The sequence below is a fragment of the Aeromonas sp. PI_26 genome (assembly GCF_027854445.1).
Taxonomy (GTDB): Bacteria; Pseudomonadota; Gammaproteobacteria; order Enterobacterales; family Aeromonadaceae; genus Aeromonas; species Aeromonas veronii.
Genome location: NZ_JAJNOE010000001.1, coordinates 209024 through 233386, shown reverse-complemented (window position 1 = coordinate 233386; position 24363 = coordinate 209024). Strand labels below are relative to the sequence as shown.

The window sequence follows — 24363 nt, the reverse complement described above, 5'->3', positions numbered from 1 at the left end:
ATAACGGACAATAAAAAAGCCAGCGTCAGCTGGCTTTTTTATTGTCCGGCGCAAGCCGCTGGCAGCACACAGGGCAGGGTTTCCCCTGCCCTACTGAGTTAGCCTTCTACCTTGCCCCAGGAGTCGCGCAGGGCAACGGTGCGGTTGAACACCAGATGCTCCGGGCTGGAGAGCTTGTTGTCGGCGCAGAAGTAACCTTCACGCTCGAACTGGTAAGCTTGCTCCGGCTTGGCGTTTTTGAGCGACGCCTCGACACGGGCACCCTCGATGATCACCAGGGATTCCGGATTCAGGGCGGCTTCGAAGTCATCCTCGGCGCCCGGGTTCGGTACCTTGAACAGACGGTCGTAGAGACGCACTTCCGCTGGCAGGGAGTGAGTGGCGCTGACCCAGTGGATCACCCCTTTCACTTTGCGGCCATCGGCCGGATCCTTGCCCAGAGTCTCGGGATCGTAGGAGCAGTAGATGCAGGTGACCTTGCCATCGGCATCTTTCTCGATGCGCTCGGCCTTGATCACATAGGCATTGCGCAGACGCACTTCCTTGCCCAGCACCAGACGCTTGAACTGCTTGTTCGCCTCTTCTTTGAAGTCCGCTTCGTCGATGAAGATTTCACGGGTAAAGTTCAGCTCGCGGGTACCCATCTCGGCATTGCTCGGGTGGGCCGGGGCAGTCAGCACTTCGTCGGCAGCCAGGTTCTCGATAACCACTTTGACCGGATGCAGCACGGCCATGGCGCGCGGCGCATGCTCGTTGAGGTCTTCACGGATGCAGGCTTCCAGCATGCTCATCTCGACGATATTGTCCTGCTTGGTGACGCCGATGCGCTTGCAGAACTCGCGGATGGAAGCCGGGGTGTAACCACGACGACGCAGACCGGAGACGGTCAGCATGCGCGGGTCATCCCAACCATCAACGTGCTTCTCGGTCACCAGCAGGTTCAGCTTGCGCTTGGACATGACGGTGTATTCGAGGTTCAGACGAGAGAACTCGTACTGACGGGGGTGGCAGTCGATGGTGATGTTGTCCAGCACCCAGTCGTACAGACGACGGTTGTCCTGGAACTCCAGGGTACAGATGGAGTGGGTGATCCCTTCCAGCGCGTCCGAGATGCAGTGGGTGAAGTCATACATCGGGTAGATGCACCACTTGTCGCCGGTCTGGTGGTGGTGGGCAAACTTGATACGGTAGATAACCGGATCACGCATCACCATGAAGGGGGATGCCATGTCGATCTTGGCGCGCAGGCAGGCGGTGCCTTCGGCGAACTCGCCGTTCTTCATCTTGGCAAACAGCGCCAGGTTCTCTTCCACGCTGCGATCGCGGAACGGGCTGTTCTTGCCAGCTTCAGTCAGGGTGCCACGGTACTCGCGCATCTGCTCGGGCGTCAGCTCGTCCACATAGGCCAGACCCTTTTCAATCAGCTCGATGGCGTAGCCGTGCAGCTTGTCGAAATAGTCGGAGGAGTAGCAGATCTCGCCGTTCCACTGGAAGCCGAGCCACTGTACATCCTGCTTGATGGACTCTACGTACTCGATATCTTCCTTCACCGGGTTGGTGTCATCGAAACGCAGGTTGCACTGGCCCTGATAGTCGCGGGCGATGCCGAAGTTCAGGCAGATGGATTTGGCGTGGCCGATATGGAGATAACCGTTCGGCTCGGGCGGAAAACGGGTATGCACGCTGCTGTGCTTACCGCTGGCCAGATCTTCATCAATGATCTGACGAATAAAGTTAGTTGGGCTGTTCGCCTGACTCATGGCTCACCTCAAAAAAGCGTCACTGGCGGAAGTTGTGCCGGCTGGCACCCTCATCCCCCCGCCGTCAAGCCGGGTATGATCCCTTATTACGGGCGCTGTCTCAACCTGAATTTGGCACTTCCGGGCCATTTCCCGACCATTGCACCGCTAAAAACAGCGTGGCTTGGCACATTGCACACCAAATGCATAAAAAAGCCCCGCACTGGGCGGGGCTGAAAGTGATGAAAAACACAAAACAGACAATTACACACAACAAAGGCTCACACGCACAGTCAACCTTTCCCAAACTCGATGCGCCATCGCCCTTGGGAAAGGCGGGTCTTGCGACCCACCTGATGTTAACGGTTGACTGCTATCAGTTCAGTTCGGTGACGCGGCTGGTGCGCTTGCCATCGAAGCTGGTGGTACGCAGGTAAACCTTGCCATTCACGCTCGGCTTGGCCGCGGCGTCATAGGCAGTCCAGGTCTTACCGTCCAGGCTGTACTGGATAGGCAGACCCGGCAGATCCACGTTCGCTTCCAGCACACCGTTCACTACCTTGGCACCCGGTACGGAGAGGCGGTATTCAACACCGGCCTGATCCAGTTTCGGCAGCACGCGCTGACCCAGTACGTTGGCAAACTGGTTCCACTCTTTGTTGAGGGTGGCCTTGTTGACGAACTTGGTCTCGCCGGAGAACTCGCGGTTCTTCACGTAATCCAGCTCGAAGCCACCTTTGTGCCAGGCACGCTCGGCCACAGAGAAGATACGCGGGTAGACCATGTACTCGTACTGAGCATCGGTACGCACGGTTTCACTCCACTGCTGACCGGAGATCCCCTTGAACTTGACCGGATCCTGGTCACCCTTGGCCACGAAGGCGTTGCCGTCCCGGTCAACCGAGGTCTCGGCGTTTTGCGGCAGGTTTTCCGGGGCGAAGGCAAACACCTTGCGGGTGTCGTTGAAACGGGTTGCCCAGTAGTAGCCTCGCTCGGCCGGGTGTACTTCGTTCGGGAAGTCGAAGTAGAGGTAATCCGGGTTGGACAGCACTACTTGGTAACCCTTGTGGGCCCACTTCATCGCTTCGTTGAAGCCACCCCAGTAGAGGGTTTCCCAGAAGTTGACACGGGTGTTGTCGGTGGCGAAATCCTTGGCACCGCTGGCGTACTTCAGACCATCTTCCCACGCCTGCAGGGTAGAGAAGCCGCGATCTTTGACCATCTGGCCCACTTCCTTGGCGAAGTAAACCGGCAGCTCGCCCACTTCCTTGATCTTGCCTTCGTCGATCATCTTCTGGCACATCGGAGACTTGCCAAACGGCTTGTCCTGCTTGCTGGAGTCGACGTTGCCTTTCCAGGCGACTAGCTCTTCTTTCTTGGTGACGGCCGGATCCTGATAGCCACCGCCCTGCATGATGTTCTTCGCCTCATCACCACCGTAGTGCCATGCGGTCAGCGGCTGACCGGCGGCCTGGTGCATCTGGGCAACTTCATCCATTACCTTGGCTACGAAGGTGGCAGCACCCGGCTGGCAAGGGTTGATGAAGGACATCTTGTCGTAGAACTGGACGGAGGTGACGTTGGAGGTGTCAGCCGGATCAGTCAGACGGAACTGGTTGGCTTCCGCTTCTTTGCCTTCCGCCATCAGACGCTTGTAGCGCGCTTCCATGGAGATCACGGCAGCACGAGCGTGGGCCGGCATGTTGATCTCGGGGATCACGGTCACACCGCGGGCCTTGGCATAACGCACCAGATCCACGTAGTCAGACTTGCTGTAGAAACCGGAACCCTGGTTGTCGCTGGTCGGGCCGGAACCCAGTTGCGGCATCAGGCACTTGGTTTCGGACTCGTCGTGGCAACGCTGGCTACCGACCTGAGTCAGCTCCGGCAGACCCGGGATCTCCAGACGCCAGCCTTCATCGTTGGTCAGGCCAAGGTGCAGCACGTTGAGCTTCATGGCAGACATCTGGTCAACCAGCTTCTTCATGGTATCCAGACTGCGGAAGTGACGGGCCACGTCGGTCTGCATGCCACGGTATTCAAAGCGCGGCGCATCCTCGACGGTCATCGGGCTCACCAGCTTGTCATCAACACCCAGCAGGGAGATCAGGGATTGTGCACCCCAGAATGCCCCGTCGATGTCGCGACCCTGGATCACGGTGCCCTTCTGACCGATGGTCATGTCATAGCCTTCAGCCTGCTTGAGCTTGCTGCCGAGCTTGATGGTCACCGGGTAGCCGGTGTCGGAGAGGGTAACACCCAGCTTGGTCAGTTGAGCCTTCAGGGCCTCGGCGCGATCGCTCGGCAAGTCCAGGGCATTGAGTTTGATAGTAGAGAAGTCAACCTGCGGGCCAGCTTTGACTACCTGCTTCATCGGGGTCGGCAGGATCTGGTTGTCAATCTTGCCAGCCGGCAGCAGGGTGCTGGTCTGGTTGGCCGCGAAGCGGGTCTCGCTGTTCATCAGGATGTTCTTGTCATCCTTGGTACGCTTCCAGCCATCGGCCGGCATCGGCTTCTCGTAGGTGCTGGCATCATTGATGTTGCTCATGCTGGCCAGTACTTTCGGCTCGGCACCTTCGCTGGCGACATACCAGTTCGGCATGATGTCAGATTCGAACAGTACCCAGTATTCCACCACCAGCGGCACTTCGACCGTGGCATCCTTGGCAAAGCCCTGGAACTTCTCGGTTGGCGTCAAACGATAGAGATCGCCGGTCAGGTGAGTGATGGTGAACTGGTCGTTATCCACACGCTGGATACGACGAATGGAAGAGACGTAGATGCTCCAGTCTTTGGAGGTCACGTCCGCACCGGTATTGGTCAGGTGCAGCTTGGCAACGCCACAGCTCGCCCACTCGGAACCGAGTGCCTGACAATCGAGGCCAGCACCGGCACCGTCGTTGGTGACCACTTCATACTTGACCACCAGGTTGTTGGCGAGGGAGTCGACCACTGCCTGCTTGGCGGCATCGGCTGCCTGGACCTGGCTGACAAAAACGGTAGACATGGCAATGGCTAACAGAGAATGTTTCAAGTTCATAACTGCTGCTCTCATTTGAAGTAAAGGTTGGATTTTCTTGGCTTTTTTATATGGGGCCCCTGAGCGGGGCCCTTAGTTATGTCAACAATGGACTTAGACTTGAGGTGAGCGAGTCGCTCGATTAACGCAGGGCTTTCATCTCACCGGCGATGATTTCGGCCAATGGGCCCAGAATCACCTGCAGGTTCTGCTCACCGAGTTTGACCACACCGGCCGCACCCAAGGCTTTCAGCTTGCGCTCATCGACGATGCTGCGGTCTTTCAGAGTCAGACGCAGACGGGTGATGCAGGCATCGATGGAGACCAGGTTCTCTTGACCACCCAGCACTTCCAGGTATTGCTTGGCCAGCTCGGTACGGTTGGTAGATTGAGCGGCAGCCGGAGCACTCTCTTCGTCATCTTCACGACCCGGGGTTTTCAGGTTCAGCTTGGCAATCACTACGCGGAACACGGTGTAGTAGAGGCCGAAGAAGACCAGACCCTGAGGGATCAGCATGTACCAGTTGGTCGCCAGCGGGTTACGGCTGGAGAGCACCATATCCACCAGACCGGCACTGAAACCGAAACCGGCCATCCACTGCATGGAGGCAGCGATGAACACGGAGATACCGGTCAGTACGGCGTGGATGACATACAGTACCGGCGCAACGAACATGAAGGAGAACTCGAGCGGCTCGGTTACACCGGTGAAGAAGGAGGCAAAGGCAGCTGCAATCATGATGGAGGCAACTTTCTCTTTGTTCTCTTTCTTGGCGGAGTGGTAGATGGCCAGAGCGGCACCCGGCAGACCGAACATCATGATGGGGAAGAAGCCAGCCTGGTACATACCGACCACGCCTTTCACCTGCTCCAGGCTCTTGCCAGCGGCCAGAGCGGCATCGATGGTAGCCTGACCACCCAGGAAGTTCGGGATGTCGTTGATACCGGCCACGTTGAACCAGAACACGGAGTTCAGGGCGTGGTGCAGACCGATCGGGATCAGCAGACGGTTGAAGAAGGCGTAGATACCGGCACCGGTAGAGCCCAGGCTCACGATGGACTCACCGAAGGAGACCAGACCACCGTAGATTGCCGGCCATACGGCCATCAGGATGAAGGATACGACGATCATCACCACGGAGGTTACGATCGGTACCAGACGACGACCGGAGAAGAAGGAGAGTGCCTTGTGCAGCTCGACGCTGCTGAAGCGGTTGTACAGCTCAGCGGCGATAACACCACACAGGATACCCACGAACTGGTTGCTGATCTTGGCAAACGCGGCAGGAACCTGCTCCACCGGGATGCTCTTGATCTGGGCCACAGCGCCCGGGCTCAGCAGGGTGGTAACGACCAGGAAGCCGACCAGACCTGCCAGCGCAGCAGAACCGTCTTTATCCTTGGACATACCGTAAGCGACACCGACTGCGAACAGTACGGACATGTTATCGATAATGGCTGCGCCCGCTTTAATCAGGAAGGCAGCCAGCGCACTGTCACCACCCCAACCATTCGGGTCAATCCAGTAGCCAACCCCCATCAGGATCGCGGCGGCAGGCAATACCGCTACCGGCACCATCAGGGCACGGCCGATCTTTTGCAAATAACCGAGAATGTTCACGGTTCCTCTCCTTAGTTAATGTTTTTCTAGAAATTAAGTGCTTATCACGTTTGACGCATAAGCCATCAAGGCTTGATTGGCAGTCTAGGGCTTTTATTTCGCTGCGCAAATTAATAAACCGATAATCGTGATCGTTATCACCCAAACAAGATAAAGGTGGTGGATAGATGTGGCTTAGTTCGCAATCTTTATTTACGCTATAAAACAACTTGAATCCGTCTTAGCCAATTGCCACCGCCAAACCGGTCGCAACCCGACACAGAGGTATCCCATATGCGCCTGATCCCGTTGAAATCTGCCAGCCAAGTAGGCCTGTGGTCTGCTCGTTACATCGTTGACCGCATCAACGCGTTCAAGCCGACCAGCGATCGCCCTTTCGTACTGGGCCTGCCCACCGGTGGCACCCCGCTCAACACCTACAAGCGCCTGATCGAGTTGCACAAAGCCGGTGAAGTGAGCTTCCAGAATGTGGTCACCTTCAACATGGACGAGTACGTCGGCCTGCCGGAAGATCACCCGGAGAGCTACCACAGCTTCATGCACAACAACTTCTTCAGCCACATCGACATTCGTCCCGAGAACATCAACATCCTCAACGGCAATGCCGAGGATCTGGTGGCCGAGTGCAAGCGCTACGAAGACAAAATCAAGTCCTACGGCAAGATCCACCTGTTCATGGGGGGCGTGGGTAACGACGGCCACATCGCATTCAACGAGCCGGCCTCTTCCCTCTCCTCCCGCACCCGGGTCAAGACCCTGACCGAAGATACCCGTATCGCCAACTCCCGCTTCTTCGGTGGCGACATGGAGCAGGTGCCCCAGCTGGCCCTGACCGTGGGTGTAGGCACCCTGATGGATGCGGAAGAGATCATGATCCTGGTCACCGGTCACGGCAAGGCACTGGCCCTGCAGGCCGCGGTGGAAGGCAGCGTCAACCACATGTGGACCATCTCCACCCTGCAGCTGCATCCGAAGGGAATGATGGTGTGTGACGAGCCCTCCACCATGGAGCTCAAGGTCAAGACCGTTCGCTACTTCCAGCAGCTGGAAGCCGCCAACATCGGCCGTCTGTAAGGAGTCGTCATGTACGCATTGACCAACTGCACCCTCTACACCGGCAGCTGCGTGCTGACCGGCTACGGGGTGCTTATCGAGGGCGACAAGATTGTCGCCATCTCTCACCTGGCCGAACTGCCTGCGGACATCGATCAGATTGACCTCAAAGGCGCCAACCTGACTGCCGGTTTTATCGACGTGCAGCTCAACGGCTGTGGCGGTGTGATGTTCAACACTGACATTACGGTCGATACCCTGGCGACCATGCAGGCGGCCAACCTCAAATCCGGTACCACCAGCTTCCTGCCGACCCTGATCACCAGTCCGGATGCGGATATGAAGCAGGCCGTTGCGGTGACCCGTGACTACATGGCGGCACACCCCAACGAGGTGCTGGGCGTCCATCTGGAAGGGCCTTACACCAACCTCAAGCGCAAGGGGATCCACCCTGCCGCGCAAATTCGCCAGCCAGCGGACGAGATGATCGACTTCTTCTGCGCCAACGCGGATGCCATCACCAAAATCACCCTGGCTCCGGAGCGCAACGAGCCGGCCCATATCCGCCGTCTGGTGGAAGCGGGCATTCTGGTCTCGGCCGGTCACACTGCCGCCAGTTACGATCAGGCCATGGCCGGGTTCGATAACGGTATTCGCTTTGCGACCCACCTCTACAACGCCATGACCCCGACCCTCAACGGTCGCGAGCCGGGTGTTGTGGGCGCCATCTATGATCGCAAGGATGTCTACGCGGGCATCATCGTCGATGGCCACCATGTGCACTGGGCCAACGTGCGTCTGGCTCACAAGGCGCTGGGGGAGCGACTGGTGCTGGTCACCGATGCCACCGCAGCAGCCGGAGCGCCGGAAGGCTTTGAGAAATTTGATTTTTGTGGCACCACCGTCTTTTTACGCGATGGTCAGTGTGTCGACGAGAATGGTACACTCGGCGGTTCCTCCCTCACCATGATTGAGGGGGTGGAGAATCTGGTCAAGCAGGTCGGATTACCGCTCGATGAAGCACTGAGAATGGCCAGCCTCTACCCCGCTCGCGCCATTGGATGGGACTCACGTCTCGGTAGTATCCAGGTCGGTAAAGTAGCCAACCTCACTGTCTTCGATCAGGACTTCACGGTCCGTGGGACCGTGGTTAACGGACACTACACACAACAGTGACATCATGACTGGCGGACAAATAGCAAACGTAGATCTTATCAAGCAGGTCAACAGTGCAGCCGTGTATCGGCTCATCGACCTGCAAGGCCCCATCTCCCGGGTCAAGATTGCCGAGTTGAGTCAGCTGGCCCCGGCCAGCGTGACCAAAATAACCCGGCAACTGATCGAGCATGGCCTGATCAAGGAGACCTCTCCGCAAGCCTCCACCGGCGGGCGGCGTGCCATCTCCCTGACCACCATCAAACATCGCTTTCAGTTTGTCTCTGCCAAGCTGGGCCGCGGCTACCTGCAACTGAGTCTCTATGACCTCGATGGCAAGGAGCTCGACCAGCACGTCATTCAGGTGACCGAGATCGACCAGCAACCCGTGGTCGACATGCTGCTGCGAGAGATTGGCGCCTTTATCGATGCCAACCGCGAACGTTGTCGCAACCTCATCAGCATCGCGCTGACCATGCCGGGTCTGGTCAACCCGGAATCCGGCATGGTCATCTACACCCCCAAGTACCAGATCCGTAATCTGGGGTTGGCGAAGCTTCTTGAGAACCACTTCAACCTCCCCTGCTACGTGGGCAACGACACCCGCTCGCTGGCACTGGCCGAACACTTCTTCGGCGAGTCCCGCGACTGCATGGACTCCATTCTGGTGAGTGTTCACCAGGGGACGGGCTCCGGGATCATCACCAAGGGTCAGGTGTTCCTCGGTCAGAACCGCAACGTCGGCGAGATCGGCCATATTCAGGTCGAGCCGCTCGGCAAGCGCTGCCACTGTGGCAACTTCGGCTGCCTCGAGACCATCGCCTCCAACGAAGCGATCATCGACAAAGTGAAGGAGCTCATCAGCCGCGGTCACCAGAGCGCGCTGCAGGAGAAGCACATCACCATTCAGGAGGTGTGCAAGGCGGCGCTGGCAGGCGATGAACTGGCCCGCAGCGTGATCGAGAACGTGGGTGAGCATCTGGGACGGGCGGTGGCCATCACGGTCAACCTCTTTAACCCGCAGAAGGTGCTGATCGCCGGTGAAATCACCGCCGCCGAAGAGATCCTCTTCCCGGCCATTCGTCGCTGCGTCGAGCATCAATCCCTGCCGAGCTTCCACCGTGGTCTGCCCATCGTGAAAGCCCGCTTCCAGAACCAGCCGACCTATGGCGGCTTTGCACTGGTCAAGCGCGCCCTGCTGGAGGGAGATTTGCTGCAGATCATCATGGAGCAGAAGTAAGGCTCTGATCTTGCGAGATAACAAAACGGCAGCCAGTGGCTGCCGTTTTCTATTGTGTGCTTGCTGGCGGTTTATCCCGCCCGACACGGCTTGAACAGATCCAGCTTGTTGTCGTAAACACGGGTCTGTACATCCATGATCCCCAGCATGGAGTGAAAGAGGTTGTCATGGGAGAAGCGCTGGCTGCTCGCCTCCGCCGCCAGGCAACCCATATCCAGCTGGCGATCGGCCTGTAACTGAGGCGAGAACCAGGTCAGCAACGGCACCCGGGTCTGATCATCCGGCGCAAACTTGTAGGGCGTGCCGTGCAGATAGAGCCCCATGGCCCCTAGGGATTCACCGTGATCGGAGAGATAGACCAGTCCCACATCGTACTGGTTCTCCAGCGACTTGAGCTTGTCGATCAGCAGCCCCACCACCTTGTCGGTATAGCGGATGGTGTTGTCATAAGTGTTGACCAGCTCTTCGTTGCTGCAGTTTTCGATGTCGCTGCGCGGACAGTCCGGCATAAAGACGCGCTCGCTGGCGGGATAACGACGGAAATAGGTCGGGCCATGGCTGCCCATCAGGTGAAAAGCCACCAACTTGTTGCCCTTCATGCCGGCAATCTGCTGATCCAGTCCTTCCAGCAGCACCTCGTCATAGCAGGACTCCCCTTGACAGAGCGCAGGATAGGACTTGGGGATGATCTCGATGGTCGGTACATTGCGGCACACCCCTTTGCAGCCGCCATCGTTCTCTTTCCACAGCACCGAGACTCCGGCATGTTGCAGCACATCGAGCAGGCCATCACGGGAGCTGGCGAGTTGGTCATCGTAACCACGGCGCGTGAGGTTGGAGAACATGCAGGGCACCGAGACGGCGGTTGCAGTCCCGCAGGAGCGCACATCTTTGAACGACACCACCCCCTGCTCTTTTGCCGTAAAGCTGTTGGTCGCCTTGCCATAGCCATTGAGGGAGTAGTTCTGGCTGCGCGCCGTCTCCCCCACCACCAGGAACATCAGGGTCGGCTTGCTTCCCCGGGCCACCACCCTGGCATCGGTCCCCAACTGCTGGTAAGGGATCGGCGTAGCAAACAGCACATCCCGCCCATATTTGTAGAGGCCGTGCACATAGTTGGCAGGCACAATCTCTTTGGCCAGCGACTTGTTGTTGCGCCCGACCGAGGCGTAATCCTGATAATAAAGTGACGCGACGCCCCCGATAAACAGCAGAGAGATAGCCAGTGCACCGGCGCGCAAGGCCAACCCCTGATACCAGCGAGCGGGATAGCGGATCCGCAGTGACCAGAGCACCAGAACAGGCAGCAACCCGGTCAGCAAAAACCAGAGCGCAACGGAGCCGTTCAAATAGGCCTGCGCCTCACCGCTGTTGGTCTCTACTATGTTCTGGATCATGCCGGCATCAAAGATGACGCCATATTTGAGCATGGCGTAGCTGACGATGGAGCCGCTCAGGATCAGCACGGTAAAAAAGGGCTTGAGCACAAACCGGAACGTGAAGGGAATAAACACGGCATTAAGTGCCGCAACCAGCACCAGCGGGATCGAGATGACAAATCCGGCTTTGACATGGGTCAGTGCACTGAGCACCGTATAGAAATGCAAAAAGATTGGCCAGTTCAGTACCAGGGCGAAAAAAAGCACCAGCAACAGATTGGTCTGCAGTACACCGAGCGTTACACGCATAAACAACTCCTACATACCGGCCTGCAGCGCAGCGGGCCGGCCAAGCCAACAAAAACGACGGGGCCAGCGTAGGAAGTAAAACTTAAGCGCGAATTAAGAGGAGAAGCACGGCGCTCGTGCGCCCCATCACAGCACGGGGCGCTCCGTGGCCCCGAAATGGATTTTTAGTTGTCTATCCATCGGATTTTGCTAGCTTGTTGAGTAGGCATTCACGAAATGCAGGTTAACCGATGGCACTGATCCAAGCCTCGATAGAGCAATTGAGAGTAGGCCACTATATCCATCTCCCCACGGGATGGACCAACCACCCGTTTATGTTCAATACCTTCAAGATCAAGGATCAGCAGCAACTCGACATTCTCCGCCATCTTGATCTCACCCTGCTGATGGTCGACCCCGACAAGAGCGATCTGCCCATCGAGCCGCTGCTGCGCGGCGATATCCCGGATGCCGGGCCTGACCTTGACGAGCTGGAAGAGCTGATTGCCTCGGGCCCGCCCCCCTTTGACGAAAAGGCCTTTCGCCGCTCCATGCGCGCCGCCGACAAAGCCTTTGGCCAATCCATGAGCGAGCTGCGCGATGCACTCGGGGCGCTGAACCTCAAACCGGATGAGGGGCTGGCCAATACCGCCCAGATCGTCCGTAATGCCGCCTTCACCCTCAGTCAGCATGAAGGGCCTCTCGGGCTCCACCTTATTCGCAGCCCCCACACCGATATCCTGCTGCAACACAGCCTCAATGTGGCTTTTATTGCCATGCTGATGGCCCGCGAACTCGGCATGAACCCCATCGAGATTGAGGAGACGGGACTTGCGGGACTTATCCACGACATCGGCGAACTGAAAATCCCGAGCCAGATCACCCAAAAACGGGGGGATCTCAACAAGGCCGAGCAGAACTTCCTCAATATGCATCCCCAATACGGGCTGGAGATGCTGACCCAGCTCAACGCCTTTGAACCGAAAATCCGTCAGGTCGCCCATCTGCACCACGAGCGGCTCGACGGCAGCGGTTATCCGCTCGGGATCAAGGGCGGGGAGATCCCGCCGCTGGCGCGGTTGATCGGGCTGGTCGACTTCTACGACGAGCTGCTCCATCCCCGCAACAGCGGCAACCCGGCCGCGCCGAGTCAGGCCATAAGCCAGCTCTACAAGTTATCCCAGAAGAAGTTCGACCAAAATCTGGTCAAGTTGCTGGTCAAGGTGCTGGGGGTCTACCCGCCGGGATCCCTGGTGAAACTCTCCGACGAGAGCATTGCGCTGGTGCTCTCTACCGAACCCACCATGCCCCTCAAGCCGAAGATCCTGCCCTATATCAAGGCCCAGCGGCCGGAAGCGGTCGCCATGATCGATCTGCGGGAAGATGAACGCACCATCACTGCCTTTATCAAACAGGAGGAGCTGGATGAGGGACAGCGGCAGTTCTTCAATCTGACCCGCCGCTTCTGTTACTACTTTGCATTCTGAGTTATCCCCAGAAGCTGGGGATAACTCATTGGACAAACCGGAATAATTGCACGAATCCCCACCAACAGGTTGCCATCTGATCATGTATAAAAAACGCCCAACCAAGGGGCCGGGCGGAGCATGCCACCTCCGTGTGGCGTATCCAGTGGATACATTCATGCTCCATCCATCAATATCAACCCACTGCCGCTTACACAAATATCAATTTAACATGCTGATTTAATATGGTTTTATCCACTTGTTCTGGCAAACTGACGGCCCGTTGCGCCCAGTTGGGCCAGCAGAACAAGATCCTGATCACACTTATTCACGGGCTGAACATTTTTTCAGCTGGCTTATGAGGAGCGTTTTTTATGCAGTTGGTCCTCTCCTTGCTGCAACAGATGAGCGTCAGCCTGGTGATCGCCTATCTCTTCTCGAAAAGCCCGCTGCTGCGCCCGCTTGCCAACTATTCCGTGAGACTACCTCACAAAATACTGATATACATCATCTTTTCCAGCTTTTGTATCCTCGGCACCTATGTGGGCCTCGATATCGATGATGCCATCGCCAACACCCGGGCGGTCGGCGCCGTCTTGGGGGGATTATTGGGGGGGCCGCTGGTGGGCTTTCTGGTGGGGCTGACCGGCGGTCTGCACCGCTATACCCTAGGGGGATTTACCGATCTCGCCTGTGCCATCTCCACCACCTGTGAAGGGCTGCTCGGTGGCATAGTGCACTGGCGACTGATGCGCTCGGGGCGAACGGATGCCCTGTTTGAACCACGCATCGCCTTCTTTACCACTCTCTATGCCGAGATCATGCAGATGGTCATCATCCTGCTGGTGGCAACCCCGTTCGACAAATCCCTGCTGCTGGTGCGCACCATCGCCACCCCGATGATTCTGGCCAACTCCTGCGGCGCGGCGCTCTTTATCAGCATGATCCGCGACCAGCAGCGGATGTATGAGAAGTTCTCCCGGGTCTTCTCCGCCAAGGCGCTCAATATCGCCAACCGCACAGTGGGGATCATGAGTCAGGGCTTTACCCCGGAGGCGAGCAACAAGATTGCCCGCATCATTCAGGAGGAGACCGGCGTGGGGGCTGTCGCCATCACGGACACCGAGCAGATCCTCGCCTTTATCGGCACCGGCGAAGATCACCATCTGCCGGGTACCCCCATTGCGTCAGCCATCACCATGCAGGCCATCGCCCAGAACAAGGTGCTGTTTGCCGATGGCAACAGTCAGCCCTATCGCTGCAGTCTCTCCCCCGCATGCCAGCTGGGCTCGGTGCTGGTGATCCCGCTGCAGGGGGACAAAGGAGTGATCGGCACCATCAAGCTCTACGAGCCGAAGAAGCGGCTGTTTCTCAAGATCAACCACACCCTGGGGGAAGGGATTGCCAACCTGCTGTCACAGCAGTTGCTGGCCGGTCGGCTGGAGCAGCATCAGCGGCTGCTGGTGCAGTCCGAGTTGAAACTTATCCAGGCCCAGATCAACCCCCACTTTCTGTTCAACACCCTCAACACCATCAGTGCCATAACCCGGCGCGATCCGGACAAGGCGCGGGATCTGCTGCTGCATCTGTCGCTGTTCTTTCGCAAGAACCTCAAACGCCAGAGCGGCCTTGCGACCCTGCAGGAGGAGCAGGAGCACTGCCAATCCTATCTGGAGATCGAGCTGGCTCGCTTTGGTGATCGACTGACGGTGATAAACGAGATCCCGCCCCATCTGGCCACACTGCGACTGCCCAGCTTCACCCTGCAACCGCTGATCGAGAATGCCATCAAGCACGGCATCTCGACCCTGCTGGAGCAAGGGCGCATTCGCCTTTATACCGATGAGCAACCCGCCAGCGTCACCATCCATGTGGAAGATAATGCAGGCACCTGGCAAGCACATCCCGCTGGCGACGGTCTGGGCATGACCATTGTCGATCGGCGACTGAAAAGCGCCTTTGGCGAGCGCTATGGCGTGACTATTGCCTGCGAGCCTGAGCAGTGGACCCGGGTGTCGTTCACCATCCCCAAGGAGCAACCATGATCCGCACCCTGATAGTCGATGACGAACACTACGCCCGCGAGGAGCTGAGGCAGCAGCTGGCCTGCGATCCTGCCATCGAGATCGTGGGGGAAGCGGCCAACGCTATCGAGGCGCTGCCGCTTATTCAACGCCTCAAGCCCGACGTGGTGTTCCTCGATATCCAGATGCCCAAGCTGAGCGGCATGGAGCTGGTCGCCATGCTCGACCCCCTGCCCCGCATCGTCTTTGTCACCGCCTTTGACGAATATGCCATTCAGGCATTTGAAGAGAACGCCTTCGACTACCTGCTCAAGCCGGTGGAGCCCGCCCGGCTCGCCAAGACGCTCGCTCGCCTCAAGCAGGATATCTCCCCGCAGCCCATCGAGCGGCTGGCCCCGACTATCGAACATATTCCGGGCTATCTGCACAATCGGGTCAGATTGCTGCCCATCGCGCAGGTGGAATATGCCTTCTCCGATCTGGGCGGGGTCCATGTGGCCTGTCAGGGCGAGCTGTTTCACACCCAGCTCACCCTCAAATCGCTGGAAGAAAAGAGCCCGCTGCTGCGCTGTCACCGCCAGTATCTGGTCTCCCCCAACGCCATCTTCGAGATCCGGCTGCTGGATAACCAGCTGGCAGAGATTGTCACCCCGAGCGGCGCCCGGGTGCCGGTCAGTCGTCGCTATCTCAAGGAGCTCAAAGATCAGCTGGGGCTGGACTGAACCGCGGAGTGTGCGCCTGATCACAGCCGCCGACCACTCAGCGCGCCAAAGCGCCGCTCGGGGAGTTTCACCTGCCAGCCAGGCGCAACCGTTTTAGACTCGCTCTGCACACTAAAAAATAACAATGCAGGAGCGTAGCAATGATCTGGTTCTTCCTCTGTGTCGGCTTACTTGTGGCCGGCTACTTCATATACGGCAAATTCATCGAACGGATATTCAGCCCGAAACCCGAGCTGAAAACCCCCGCCATCACCATGGCTGACGGAGTGGACTATGTCCCGATGTCGGACAAGAAAGTCTATCTGGTTCAACTGCTCAACATCGCAGGCGTTGGCCCCATCTTCGGCCCCATCCTGGGTGCCCTCTACGGCCCGGTCGCCATGCTGTGGATCGTCTTTGGCTGCATCTTCGCCGGTGCGGTACATGACTACTTCTCCGGCATGCTGTCGGTACGCGCCAAGGGGGCCTCGGTGCCAACCGTGGTCGGTGAGCATCTGGGCACCGCCGCCAAGCACTTCATGAACCTGTTTGCCGTGGTGCTGCTGATGCTGGTGGGCGTGGTATTCGTGCTGAGCCCGGCAGGGCTGCTCGCCAACCTCACCTCCACCGATCTGGTCTACTGGATCGTGGCAATCTTTGCTTACTACATCCTCGCGACCATAGTCCCCATCGACAAGATCATCGGTCGCTTCTATCCCATCTTCGGCGCCCTGCTGGTCTTCATGTCGGTCGGCCTCATCGTTGGCCTGATCGCCTCCGGCAAAGGCTTCTACAACACCGGGATGGACTTCTCCAACCTGCACCCGACCGAACTGCCGCTGTGGCCGCTGCTCTTCATCACCATCGCCTGTGGCGCGGTATCGGGCTTCCACGCCACCCAGTCACCGCTGATGGCGCGCTGCATGCAAAACGAGAAATCCGGCCGCTTCATCTTCTACGGTGCAATGATCGGTGAAGGGATCATCGCCCTGATCTGGTGCACCCTGGGTCTCTCCTTCTACGACAGCACCGAAGCGCTCAACGCGACTATGGCCAACGGCGGCCCGGCAGCCGTGGTACACGAAGTCTCCACCAGCCTGCTCGGCACCGTGGGCGGCATTCTGGCCATCCTCGGCGTGGTGATCCTGCCCATCACCTCCGGTGACACCGCGTTTCGCAGTGCTCGCCTGATCGTGGCGGACTTCCTGAAGATGACCCAGAAGCCGCTGGCCAAGCGTCTGCTGATCGCCATCCCCATGTTTATCCTTGGCTTCATCATCTCCAAGGCTGAATTCGGGGTGATCTGGCGCTACTTCGGCTGGGCCAACCAGACCACCGCCGTCATCATGCTTTGGGCTGCGGCTGCCTACCTCATCAAAGAGGGCAAGCTGCACTGGATCTGCACCATTCCCGCCATGTTCATGACTGCTGTCGTGATCACCTATCTGGCCAACGCCCCCATCGGGTTCGGGCTGGAGATGGGGACCTCCACTATCATCGGCCTGACTGCAACTGCGGCCATTACCGTGGCCTTCCTGATGAAGTTCCGCCAACCACTGGTTAGCAATCCCAGTGAAGGGTGATGTCTGACTTGAGGTGGTAAAAAAGGGGGCCAAAAGGCCCCTTTTTAATTGACAAAAGAACCAATAAAACAACTCGTTATTCCCTTAAGCTCCTATACAGCACAAGCCCTTAAGATTCCGTGCGACCTGACGATAAATATGTGATTTTAAATTGCTTTCCCGAATATATGAATCAATGATAAAGCTGTGCTTAAAGCCAGTGGAGGTTATACATGTTCCTTGATTACTTTGCCCTTGGCCTGCTCGTCTTTGTCGCGCTGGTCATCTTCTACGGAATCATCGTGATCCACGATATTCCTTACGAAATCGCCAAACATCGCAATCATCCCCATCAGGATGCCATCCATGTTGCCGGCTGGGTCAGCCTGTTTACGCTGCACGTGTTGTGGCCTTTCCTCTGGATCTGGGCCACCCTCTACCGCCCGGATCGGGGCTGGGGCTTTAACCAACGCCTGCAAAAAGATGAAGATGATATCGCGGCCCTCAGAGAAGAGCTGGCTGAACTGAAGGGCCGTCTCAACCATATCGAACAGCAAGAGCAACAGGGATAAATCATGGACCTGCTACTGATCCTGACCTATACGGCACTCTGTGTAGCCATTTTCAAAATCTTCCGCATCCCGCTCAACAAGTGGACTGTTCCGACTGCCGCGCTGGGTGGTGTGGTGCTCATCGGCACCCTCATCATGCTGATGAACTACAACCACCCCTACTCCGAGATGGCGCGCAACTACTACCTCTCTACCCCTATCGTACCGCTGGTCAAGGGCCGGGTGGTCGAGGTGCCGGTGCAAGCCAACCAGCCGGTGAAGAAGGGCGATGTGCTGTTTCGCCTCGATGACGAGCCTTTCAGACTGAAAGTGGAGAGCCTGAGCGCTCGCCTCGATGCCAACAAGGATCAACTCAAGTCCATTGACGCCAGACTACGCTCAGCCAAACTGGACAGAGATCGCGCCAGTGACCTGATGCGCCGCGGCGTCGGCAAGCAGCGTGACCTCGACGTGACTCAGGCGAGCGTAGACGAGATCGCCGCCCAGATGGATCAGCAACGCGCCACGCTGGAAGATTTGCAGGCCCAGCTCGATGAAGCCAAATACCAGCTGGCCCAGACCGTGGTCTATGCCCCGAGCGATGGCCATGTGGTGCAGCTTGCCCTGCGTCCAGGCATGATCGCCACCCCGTTTATGTACCGTCCGGTGATGACCTTCATCCACAAAGATGAGACTGCCTATGTTGGCTGGTTCTGGCAGAACAGCATGCAGCGTCTGGCGGTGGGTGATGAGGCCGAAGTGGTGATCGACGGTATTCCCGGCAAGATCTTCAAGGGCAAGGTGACCGCCGTGATCCCGGCCATTGCCGCCGGTAACGTGCAGGCCAACGCTATGCTGCTTGACCAGAATAGCGCCATTCGTCCGGGTCGTATGCCGGTACTGATCTCCATTACCGACCCCGAATGGGCAAAGTATCAGGTAATCGCGGGTGCCAGCGGACAAGCCGCTGTCTATACCGAGTATTTCCACCATGTTTCTGTAATGCGCAAAGTGCTGCTGCGCATGGCAAGCTGGATGAATTACCTCTTCCCCTTCCACTAAGCACGCAATGTATTCAACGGGCCGGCATCATGTCGGCCCGCTGTTTTTTGGCGGCAAGATCCCTATAATGGCGCCATCCTGCCAAGCCCCGCGCCAAACCTGCATGTTCGTTCTAAGACCCTATCAGACCGACGCCGTCAACGCCGTCATCAGCCACTTTCGCAAACACCCGGATCCCGCCGTGGTGGTGCTGCCCACCGGGGCCGGCAAGAGTCTGGTGATCGCCGAACTGGCCCGCAAGGCGCGCGGACGGGTGCTGGTACTGGCCCACGTCAAGGAGCTGGTGGAGCAGAACCACGCCAAGTACGAGGCGTGGGGGCTCAAGGCCGACATTTTTGCCGCCGGTCTCGCCCGCAAGGAGGCAAGCGCCCAGGTGGTGTTCGGCTCGGTGCAGTCGGTCGCCCGCAATCTGGCGGCCTTCGACAGCGCCTTCTCGCTGCTCATCATCGACGAGTGCCACCGGGTCTCGCTCGATGACGACAGCCAGTACCATCAGGTGATCGACCACCTCAAGGCCGCCAATCCGGCCCTCAAGATCCTCGGCCTCACCGCTACCCCCTATCGGCTGGGGCTGGGCTGGATCTACCGGCGCCACTATCACGGCATGGTCAAGAGCCACGGCGAACGGCAGTTTGGCGACTGCGTGTTCGAGCTGCCGCTGCGCTTCATGGTGAAAAACGGTTACCTGACGCCGCCACGCATGGTGGATGCCCCCATCGTCCACTACGACTTCAGCAAGCTGGTGCCGCGGGAGAATGGCCTCTTCAGCGAGGCGGATCTCAACGGCGAGCTCAAGCGTCAGGAGCGGGTTACCCCCCATATCCTGAGCCAGGTGCTGGAGTATGCCTCCGACCGGCAGGGGGTGATGATCTTCTCCGCCACCGTCGAACACGCCCGGGAAATTCACGGCCTGCTTGGCGCCAGAGGCCAGCAGGCGGCCCTTATCACCGGTGAGACGCCGGGGCCGGAGCGCGATGCCCTCATCAACGCCTTCAAGGCACGCGAGCTCAAGTTTCTGGTCAACGTGGCGGTGCTCACCACAGGCTTCGATGCCCCTCATGTCGATCTTATCGTGATGCTCAGGCCCACCGAGTCGGTCTCCCTCTACCAGCAGATCGTCGGGCGGGGCCTGCGTCTCTCGCCGGGCAAGAGCGATTGTCTGGTGCTCGACTATGCGGGCAACAACTTCAACCTGTTCGCCCCCGAAGTGGGGGAGCCTCGCCCCCACGCCGGTACCGAACCGGTACAGGTGCCCTGCCCCGCCTGCGGCTTTGCCAACACCTTCTGGGGCAAGACCGACGAGGATGGCAAGGTGATCGAGCACTACGGCCGCCGCTGTCAGGGGCTGTTTGAAGATGACGAGGGCAACCGCGAAGAGTGTGACTACCGCTTTCGCGCCAAGATCTGCCCCAGCTGCGGTGCGGAGAATGACATCGCCGCCCGCCGCTGCCAGAGCTGCGATCAGCTGCTGGTGGACCCTGACGACAAGCTCAAAGAGGCGCTCAATCTCAAAGATTGCATGGTGATCCGCTGTGCGGGGCTGACCCTCACAGAAGGGCGCGGCAAACAGGGGGAGCGGCTGGAGGTGACCTATCACGATGAGGATGGATTGACCCTCAGCGAATACTTCGGATTTCACTCCCCGGGCGCACGGCGCTTGTTTCAACAGCACTTTGTGCGTCATCATTGGCCCGCCCCGGGGCTGGAGCCTGAATTTGCCACCCTGGCGAGCGTGCTGGCCGCGCAAAGCCAGTTCCGTCATCCGGATTTTGTCATCGCCCGCAAATCGGGTCGCTTCTGGCAGATAAAAGAGAAAATTTTTGATTATGAGGGCCGCTATCGTACCGCCAACTCGATGGCATGATGGCGACCGGCATACATGGCATGAATTGCGTTATCCCGTCGATCCCGCATCGGCGGGTTGAATTATCAGGGTCGGCACCACTGCCAGGCCCTTCGTCACGTTAGAGGATGTTATGCAGCGGCTGTTGATTGGTTTTTGTGCTCTCTTTTCTTCTCTGGCGGCTCACGCCGCCCCGCTGACGCCACCTCAGGGTGGCCAGTACGCCATCATAGTGCAGGGCAATAACGGCGTCGAGTTCGCCCGCCACGCGGATCAGATGATCGCCCCCGCCTCCACCATGAAGGTGCTCACCGCGCTGGCAGCTCGCCTCGAGCTGGGTGCCGATTTCCGCTTCGCCACCGATATTCAGGCCCAACCCGGTGCCAAACAGGGTGACACCATCAACGGCGATATCTGGATCAACTTCGTCGGCGACCCCACCCTCTCCCGCATGGATCTGCTGGCCCTGTTCAAACAGCTCGGCGTCACCAGCATCAAGGGCAATGTCTACGTCAACACCGGCGCCTACAACGGCTACGAACGCGGCAACGGCTGGTCGTGGGGGGATCAGACCCTCTGCTTCGCCGCTCCCGTCTCCTCGGTCATCATCGACAAGAACTGCGCCTACGGCACCATCACTGCCACCCAGATTGGCAAACCGGCGGTCGGCAATGTAGCTACCGGCGTCCCCATCGGCATCGGTGCCGACAACGTGGAGGTGATGAGCTATGGCGATATGGCGCGCCAGTTCTGCGCACTGGAAGTGGACATGGCCAAGGGCAACTTCTACGAGCTCAAGGGCTGCATCACCCCGAATAAAGAGCCGCAGGGTCTGCGTTTCGCCATCCACGATGTGGAGGCCTGGGGTTGGGACAATATCCGCTGGGCGATGAACCGGGCCGGTATCAAGCATGATGGCCTGCTGCGGGTCACCCACAAGGCCCCTGAAGGGGCTGAGACCCTCGGCACCCACTATTCGGTCTCCCTGCCGGTGATGCTGGCCAAGATGCTGAAGAAATCGGACAACCTCTATGCCGATACCTTCCTCAAAACCGTGGGCCGTCACTACTACAACAAGCCGGGCAGCTATCGCAGCGGCACCATGGCGGTGCGCGCCATCCTGACCAAGAACGGCATCGATCTGGGCAATGCCACCCTGGCTGACGGCTCCGGTCTCTCCGCTCACAATCTCATTAGCGCCCGTCAGATGATGTCGGTGCTCAACTTCATCCAGAAAAATGATGCCGAACTTGGCCTGATCAAGCTGCTGCCAAGCTCCCAGGTGGATGGCACCCTGGCGTGGCGCCGCAGCGTCACCGCTCCCATGATGAAGAACAAGGTCCACGCCAAGACCGGCACCATCACCGGCACCTCCAATCTGGTGGGCTTTATCGACACGGCAGGCGGCCAGCGCAAGGCGTTCGTGATGTTCCAGCGCGGCCTGTCCCAAGATCCGGCCACCCATGAGCGCTACCGCGCCAGCAAGGCGCCGTGGCCCTGGACTGTGTTCGAGAAGGGGGTGCTGGAGAGCATCTATCAGCAGCAGCCGATCCAGATCGCCGATGAGAGCTGAGCCAATAGGCCCACTCGAATCACGGTATCGATAATTTCGGCTTCAAGTCGCCACGAGGCAGGGCTATGCTGTTGCCTGCCTCATATCAACGGCCATACAAAAACGGCTTAAAAAACGGAGAGAAAATATGTTTGCAGTGATTTTTGGTCGCCCGGGTTGCCCCTACTGTGTCCGTGCCGTACAGATCGCCGAGCAGCTGACCGAACAGCGCGATGACTTCAAATTCCGCTACGTGGATATCCATGCCGAAGGGATCACCAAAGAAGATCTGGCCAAGAGCGCCGGCAAGCCGGTCAATACCGTGCCGCAGATCTTCCTGGACGAGCAGCACATCGGTGGCTGCACCGATTTCGAAGCCTACGCCAAAGCGAATCTGGGTCTCTACCAGTAATGCCTGCGGGTCATCCCGAACGGGTTGACCGCCAGAGCGTAAAAAAATCCGGCGCCATCAGGCGCCGGATTTTTTATGGGCAACACGCACACATCATCCCCGATCAGGGAGTCACAGACTGGGCGGCAAAGCGCGCGATGATGGGGTTGTGATCTGAGGAATCGGTCGCCGGTGAACTCACCTCAACCAGGTCCAGATTGCGGTAGTAGAGGTGATCCAGCGGGCGGCCGAAGGCGGTGCGGCGCAAATCAGGCACCGGCACGGCCTCTTGCAGACCCAGCTCGTCCACCAGCTTGTTCAGCCAGAACTGACGTTTGTCGCTCCAAGTATTGAAATCACCGGCCAAGATCACCGGCCCCTGATGGCGGCGCACCAAGGCAGTCAGGTCGTTGAGCTGCTCGCGGAAGGTCGCCATCCCCAGTTCGAAGTTGACCGCATGGATATTGATGACCATGACGCCGTCAGGATCGCCCTGCAGCGGATAGAGGCTCACCAGCCCGGATTTGGGGATGCGCAGCAAGGGCTCGGGGGAGCGCACACCACAGACGAACGCCTGCGGGGTCTTGGCCACCGTCATCACCCCAAACGAGACGCCGCCCTGGGTGAAGGCTTGCAGCTGTTGCCACTGGAAATCACCGGCCCGCAGCCACTCGAGCATATCGGGACGGGTGGCCGACTCTTGCAGCAGCACCAGATCCTGCCCCTTGGCATAACTGTCCATCCCTTCGCGCCAGTTTTTGCGCTGACCCTTGTAGAGATTCCACACCGTCACCCCGAACTCACGGGGCAGCGCCGTGGTCGCCAACGCTACCAGCGGCGGACGCTGGCAGTCGAGTCCCGGCACAATCCCTTGAGCTGTGACCAGATGGTTCTGATCCGGCACCTCAAAACAGCCTACCAACCCCAGGGTCAGCAGGGAGGTGCCAAGAATGCGATAACTATTTTTCATTGGCTAACAACCGCCCGCCTTTGCTTTTTGTTGCGACCATCACAAACGTCATCCACGCCGACTAAGCTGATAGTCCCTGTTCCACCCAACCAGAAGGACCTTGTCTCATGGCGAAAGAACTTCGGTACAACGTGACGTTTTATGATCAACAAGGAAATTGTCATCAAGTGGAGCTGTCCACCGTCTATCAGATAAGACGGGACCCTCAATGCGATCTCTGCCTGTTCGACACCCTGCAATATGTGGGCTCGGAAGAGATGCTGGAACGCATGATACGGCAAAAAACCGGGCTTGAGCAGGAAATATCCATCATCAATGCCCGGCTGATTTAATCAGGCACTCACCGGAACCGGGCGGGATTTGCCCTGTTCGTCGATGGCGACATAGGTGAAGATCCCCTCGGTCACGCAGTAGCGCTGGGCATCGTTTTCCCGCAGTACCGGCTTGACCCACACCTCCAGCTTGAGCTTCATGGAGCTGCGGCCGATCTTCATGCAGCGGCCGTAGCAGCAGACCACATCGCCCACCTTGACCGGACTGTGAAAGGTCATACCTTCGACGGATACGGTACAAATACGTCCTTTTGCCAGCTCCTTGGCCATAATGCCCCCACCTATATCCATCTGGGACATGATCCAGCCACCAAAGATGTCGCCATTGGGGTTGGTATCGGCTGGCATTGCCAGGGTTCTCAGCAACAACTCCCCATCGGGGTGACGTTTTGTATCTACCATCATTACCGCCTCT

Annotated in this window: 19 protein-coding genes; 13 read left to right on the top strand and 6 right to left on the bottom strand. The window is 58.4% G+C overall.

Annotated elements, in window-relative coordinates; genetic code table 11:
• Positions 1 to 98: 98 nt before the first annotated feature.
• The 3 genes from glnS to nagE all read right to left on the bottom strand — a co-directional run bounded on the left by glnS (position 99) and on the right by nagE (position 6379).
• Positions 99 to 1760 carry a glutamine--tRNA ligase gene (gene glnS / locus LRL22_RS01005; RefSeq protein ID WP_005334302.1) on the bottom strand — a complete coding sequence of 554 codons (1662 nt, stop codon included), beginning with the start codon at positions 1758 to 1760 and terminating at the stop codon, positions 99 to 101.
• Between the two features lie 355 nt (positions 1761 to 2115).
• Entirely contained in the window at positions 2116 to 4779 is a 2664-nt protein-coding gene (locus tag LRL22_RS01000; RefSeq protein WP_111899658.1) for a beta-N-acetylhexosaminidase, read from the bottom strand.
• 121 nt (positions 4780 to 4900) lie between these two features.
• Positions 4901 to 6379: an N-acetylglucosamine-specific PTS transporter subunit IIBC gene (gene nagE / locus LRL22_RS00995; protein ID WP_005334306.1), complete on the bottom strand. Its 1479-nt coding sequence runs from the start codon at positions 6377 to 6379 to the stop codon at positions 4901 to 4903.
• A gap of 273 nt (positions 6380 to 6652) precedes the next feature.
• Here nagE and nagB point away from each other — a divergent pair, with 273 nt between their 5' ends.
• Genes nagB through nagC form a run of 3 tightly spaced genes read left to right on the top strand, consistent with a single transcriptional unit; the run spans position 6653 to position 9827 of the window.
• Positions 6653 to 7453 carry a glucosamine-6-phosphate deaminase gene (gene nagB / locus LRL22_RS00990; protein WP_159143458.1) on the top strand — a complete coding sequence of 267 codons (801 nt, stop codon included), beginning with the start codon at positions 6653 to 6655 and terminating at the stop codon, positions 7451 to 7453.
• Positions 7454 to 7462: 9 nt separating this feature from the next.
• The gene (gene nagA, locus LRL22_RS00985; RefSeq protein WP_270904497.1) at positions 7463 to 8608 is read left to right on the top strand and encodes an N-acetylglucosamine-6-phosphate deacetylase; all 1146 of its coding nucleotides are present in this window, start codon (positions 7463 to 7465) and stop codon (positions 8606 to 8608) included.
• Positions 8609 to 8612: 4 nt separating this feature from the next.
• Positions 8613 to 9827, top strand: a complete 1215-nt coding sequence (nagC, locus tag LRL22_RS00980) for a DNA-binding transcriptional regulator NagC (protein ID WP_005334312.1) — start codon at positions 8613 to 8615, stop codon at positions 9825 to 9827.
• A 71-nt stretch (positions 9828 to 9898) separates the two neighbouring features.
• On the opposite strand, the gene LRL22_RS00975 is transcribed toward nagC, so the two are convergent.
• Complete coding sequence (locus LRL22_RS00975) at positions 9899 to 11515, bottom strand: phosphoethanolamine transferase (RefSeq protein WP_270904496.1); 1617 nt, start codon at positions 11513 to 11515, stop codon at positions 9899 to 9901.
• Between the two features lie 230 nt (positions 11516 to 11745).
• On the opposite strand from LRL22_RS00975, the gene LRL22_RS00970 reads away from it, so the two are divergent.
• The 9 genes from LRL22_RS00970 (at position 11746) to LRL22_RS00930 (ending at position 22667) form a co-directional block, all read left to right on the top strand.
• A complete protein-coding gene (locus LRL22_RS00970) occupies positions 11746 to 12981 on the top strand; it encodes an HD-GYP domain-containing protein (RefSeq protein WP_040066103.1) in 1236 nt (411 codons plus the stop codon).
• A 353-nt stretch (positions 12982 to 13334) separates the two neighbouring features.
• Positions 13335 to 15005: a sensor histidine kinase gene (locus LRL22_RS00965; RefSeq protein ID WP_113738769.1), complete on the top strand. Its 1671-nt coding sequence runs from the start codon at positions 13335 to 13337 to the stop codon at positions 15003 to 15005.
• Positions 15002 to 15706 carry a two-component system response regulator BtsR gene (btsR, locus tag LRL22_RS00960; protein ID WP_005350523.1) on the top strand — a complete coding sequence of 235 codons (705 nt, stop codon included), beginning with the start codon at positions 15002 to 15004 and terminating at the stop codon, positions 15704 to 15706. Before LRL22_RS00965 ends, btsR begins: the two co-directional genes overlap by 4 nt.
• A gap of 140 nt (positions 15707 to 15846) precedes the next feature.
• A complete protein-coding gene (locus tag LRL22_RS00955; RefSeq protein WP_019445441.1) occupies positions 15847 to 17268 on the top strand; it encodes a carbon starvation CstA family protein in 1422 nt (473 codons plus the stop codon).
• A 212-nt stretch (positions 17269 to 17480) separates the two neighbouring features.
• Entirely contained in the window at positions 17481 to 17819 is a 339-nt protein-coding gene (locus tag LRL22_RS00950) for a DUF3302 domain-containing protein (RefSeq protein ID WP_042032410.1), read from the top strand.
• Positions 17820 to 17822: 3 nt separating this feature from the next.
• Positions 17823 to 18860 carry an HlyD family secretion protein gene (locus tag LRL22_RS00945; protein ID WP_005344402.1) on the top strand — a complete coding sequence of 346 codons (1038 nt, stop codon included), beginning with the start codon at positions 17823 to 17825 and terminating at the stop codon, positions 18858 to 18860.
• A 103-nt stretch (positions 18861 to 18963) separates the two neighbouring features.
• Positions 18964 to 20724: a DEAD/DEAH box helicase gene (locus tag LRL22_RS00940; protein ID WP_270904494.1), complete on the top strand. Its 1761-nt coding sequence runs from the start codon at positions 18964 to 18966 to the stop codon at positions 20722 to 20724.
• A gap of 112 nt (positions 20725 to 20836) precedes the next feature.
• Entirely contained in the window at positions 20837 to 22276 is a 1440-nt protein-coding gene (gene dacB, locus LRL22_RS00935) for a D-alanyl-D-alanine carboxypeptidase/D-alanyl-D-alanine endopeptidase (protein ID WP_270904493.1), read from the top strand.
• A gap of 94 nt (positions 22277 to 22370) precedes the next feature.
• A complete protein-coding gene (locus LRL22_RS00930; RefSeq protein ID WP_224970215.1) occupies positions 22371 to 22667 on the top strand; it encodes a GrxA family glutaredoxin in 297 nt (98 codons plus the stop codon).
• Positions 22668 to 22770: 103 nt separating this feature from the next.
• On the opposite strand, the gene LRL22_RS00925 is transcribed toward LRL22_RS00930, so the two are convergent.
• The gene (locus LRL22_RS00925) at positions 22771 to 23616 is read right to left on the bottom strand and encodes an endonuclease/exonuclease/phosphatase family protein (RefSeq protein WP_270904492.1); all 846 of its coding nucleotides are present in this window, start codon (positions 23614 to 23616) and stop codon (positions 22771 to 22773) included.
• A gap of 107 nt (positions 23617 to 23723) precedes the next feature.
• Between LRL22_RS00925 and LRL22_RS00920 the strand changes: the two genes are divergently transcribed.
• A complete protein-coding gene (locus LRL22_RS00920; RefSeq protein WP_005344394.1) occupies positions 23724 to 23948 on the top strand; it encodes a hypothetical protein in 225 nt (74 codons plus the stop codon).
• On the opposite strand, the gene yciA is transcribed toward LRL22_RS00920, so the two are convergent.
• Positions 23949 to 24353 (bottom strand): acyl-CoA thioester hydrolase YciA, encoded by a 405-nt coding sequence (gene yciA / locus LRL22_RS00915; protein ID WP_005337875.1) that lies wholly within the window; start codon positions 24351 to 24353, stop codon positions 23949 to 23951.
• Positions 24354 to 24363 lie beyond the last annotated feature (10 nt).

Bases quoted from the DNA above. Each gene is read 5' to 3' on its own strand.
- glnS (WP_005334302.1), bottom strand. From the start codon at position 1,760: ATGAGTCAGGCGAACAGCCCAACTAACTTTATTCGTCAGATCATTGAT.
- LRL22_RS01000 (WP_111899658.1), bottom strand. From the start codon at position 4,779: ATGAACTTGAAACATTCTCTGTTAGCCATTGCCATGTCTACCGTTTTT.
- nagB (WP_159143458.1), top strand. From the start codon at position 6,653: ATGCGCCTGATCCCGTTGAAATCTGCCAGCCAAGTAGGCCTGTGGTCT.
- nagA (WP_270904497.1), top strand. From the start codon at position 7,463: ATGTACGCATTGACCAACTGCACCCTCTACACCGGCAGCTGCGTGCTG.
- nagC (WP_005334312.1), top strand. From the start codon at position 8,613: ATGACTGGCGGACAAATAGCAAACGTAGATCTTATCAAGCAGGTCAAC.
- LRL22_RS00975 (WP_270904496.1), bottom strand. From the start codon at position 11,515: ATGCGTGTAACGCTCGGTGTACTGCAGACCAATCTGTTGCTGGTGCTT.
- LRL22_RS00970 (WP_040066103.1), top strand. From the start codon at position 11,746: ATGGCACTGATCCAAGCCTCGATAGAGCAATTGAGAGTAGGCCACTAT.
- LRL22_RS00965 (WP_113738769.1), top strand. From the start codon at position 13,335: ATGCAGTTGGTCCTCTCCTTGCTGCAACAGATGAGCGTCAGCCTGGTG.
- btsR (WP_005350523.1), top strand. From the start codon at position 15,002: ATGATCCGCACCCTGATAGTCGATGACGAACACTACGCCCGCGAGGAG.
- LRL22_RS00955 (WP_019445441.1), top strand. From the start codon at position 15,847: ATGATCTGGTTCTTCCTCTGTGTCGGCTTACTTGTGGCCGGCTACTTC.
- LRL22_RS00950 (WP_042032410.1), top strand. From the start codon at position 17,481: ATGTTCCTTGATTACTTTGCCCTTGGCCTGCTCGTCTTTGTCGCGCTG.
- LRL22_RS00945 (WP_005344402.1), top strand. From the start codon at position 17,823: ATGGACCTGCTACTGATCCTGACCTATACGGCACTCTGTGTAGCCATT.
- LRL22_RS00940 (WP_270904494.1), top strand. From the start codon at position 18,964: ATGTTCGTTCTAAGACCCTATCAGACCGACGCCGTCAACGCCGTCATC.
- dacB (WP_270904493.1), top strand. From the start codon at position 20,837: ATGCAGCGGCTGTTGATTGGTTTTTGTGCTCTCTTTTCTTCTCTGGCG.
- LRL22_RS00925 (WP_270904492.1), bottom strand. From the start codon at position 23,616: ATGAAAAATAGTTATCGCATTCTTGGCACCTCCCTGCTGACCCTGGGG.
- LRL22_RS00920 (WP_005344394.1), top strand. From the start codon at position 23,724: ATGGCGAAAGAACTTCGGTACAACGTGACGTTTTATGATCAACAAGGA.
- yciA (WP_005337875.1), bottom strand. From the start codon at position 24,353: ATGATGGTAGATACAAAACGTCACCCCGATGGGGAGTTGTTGCTGAGA.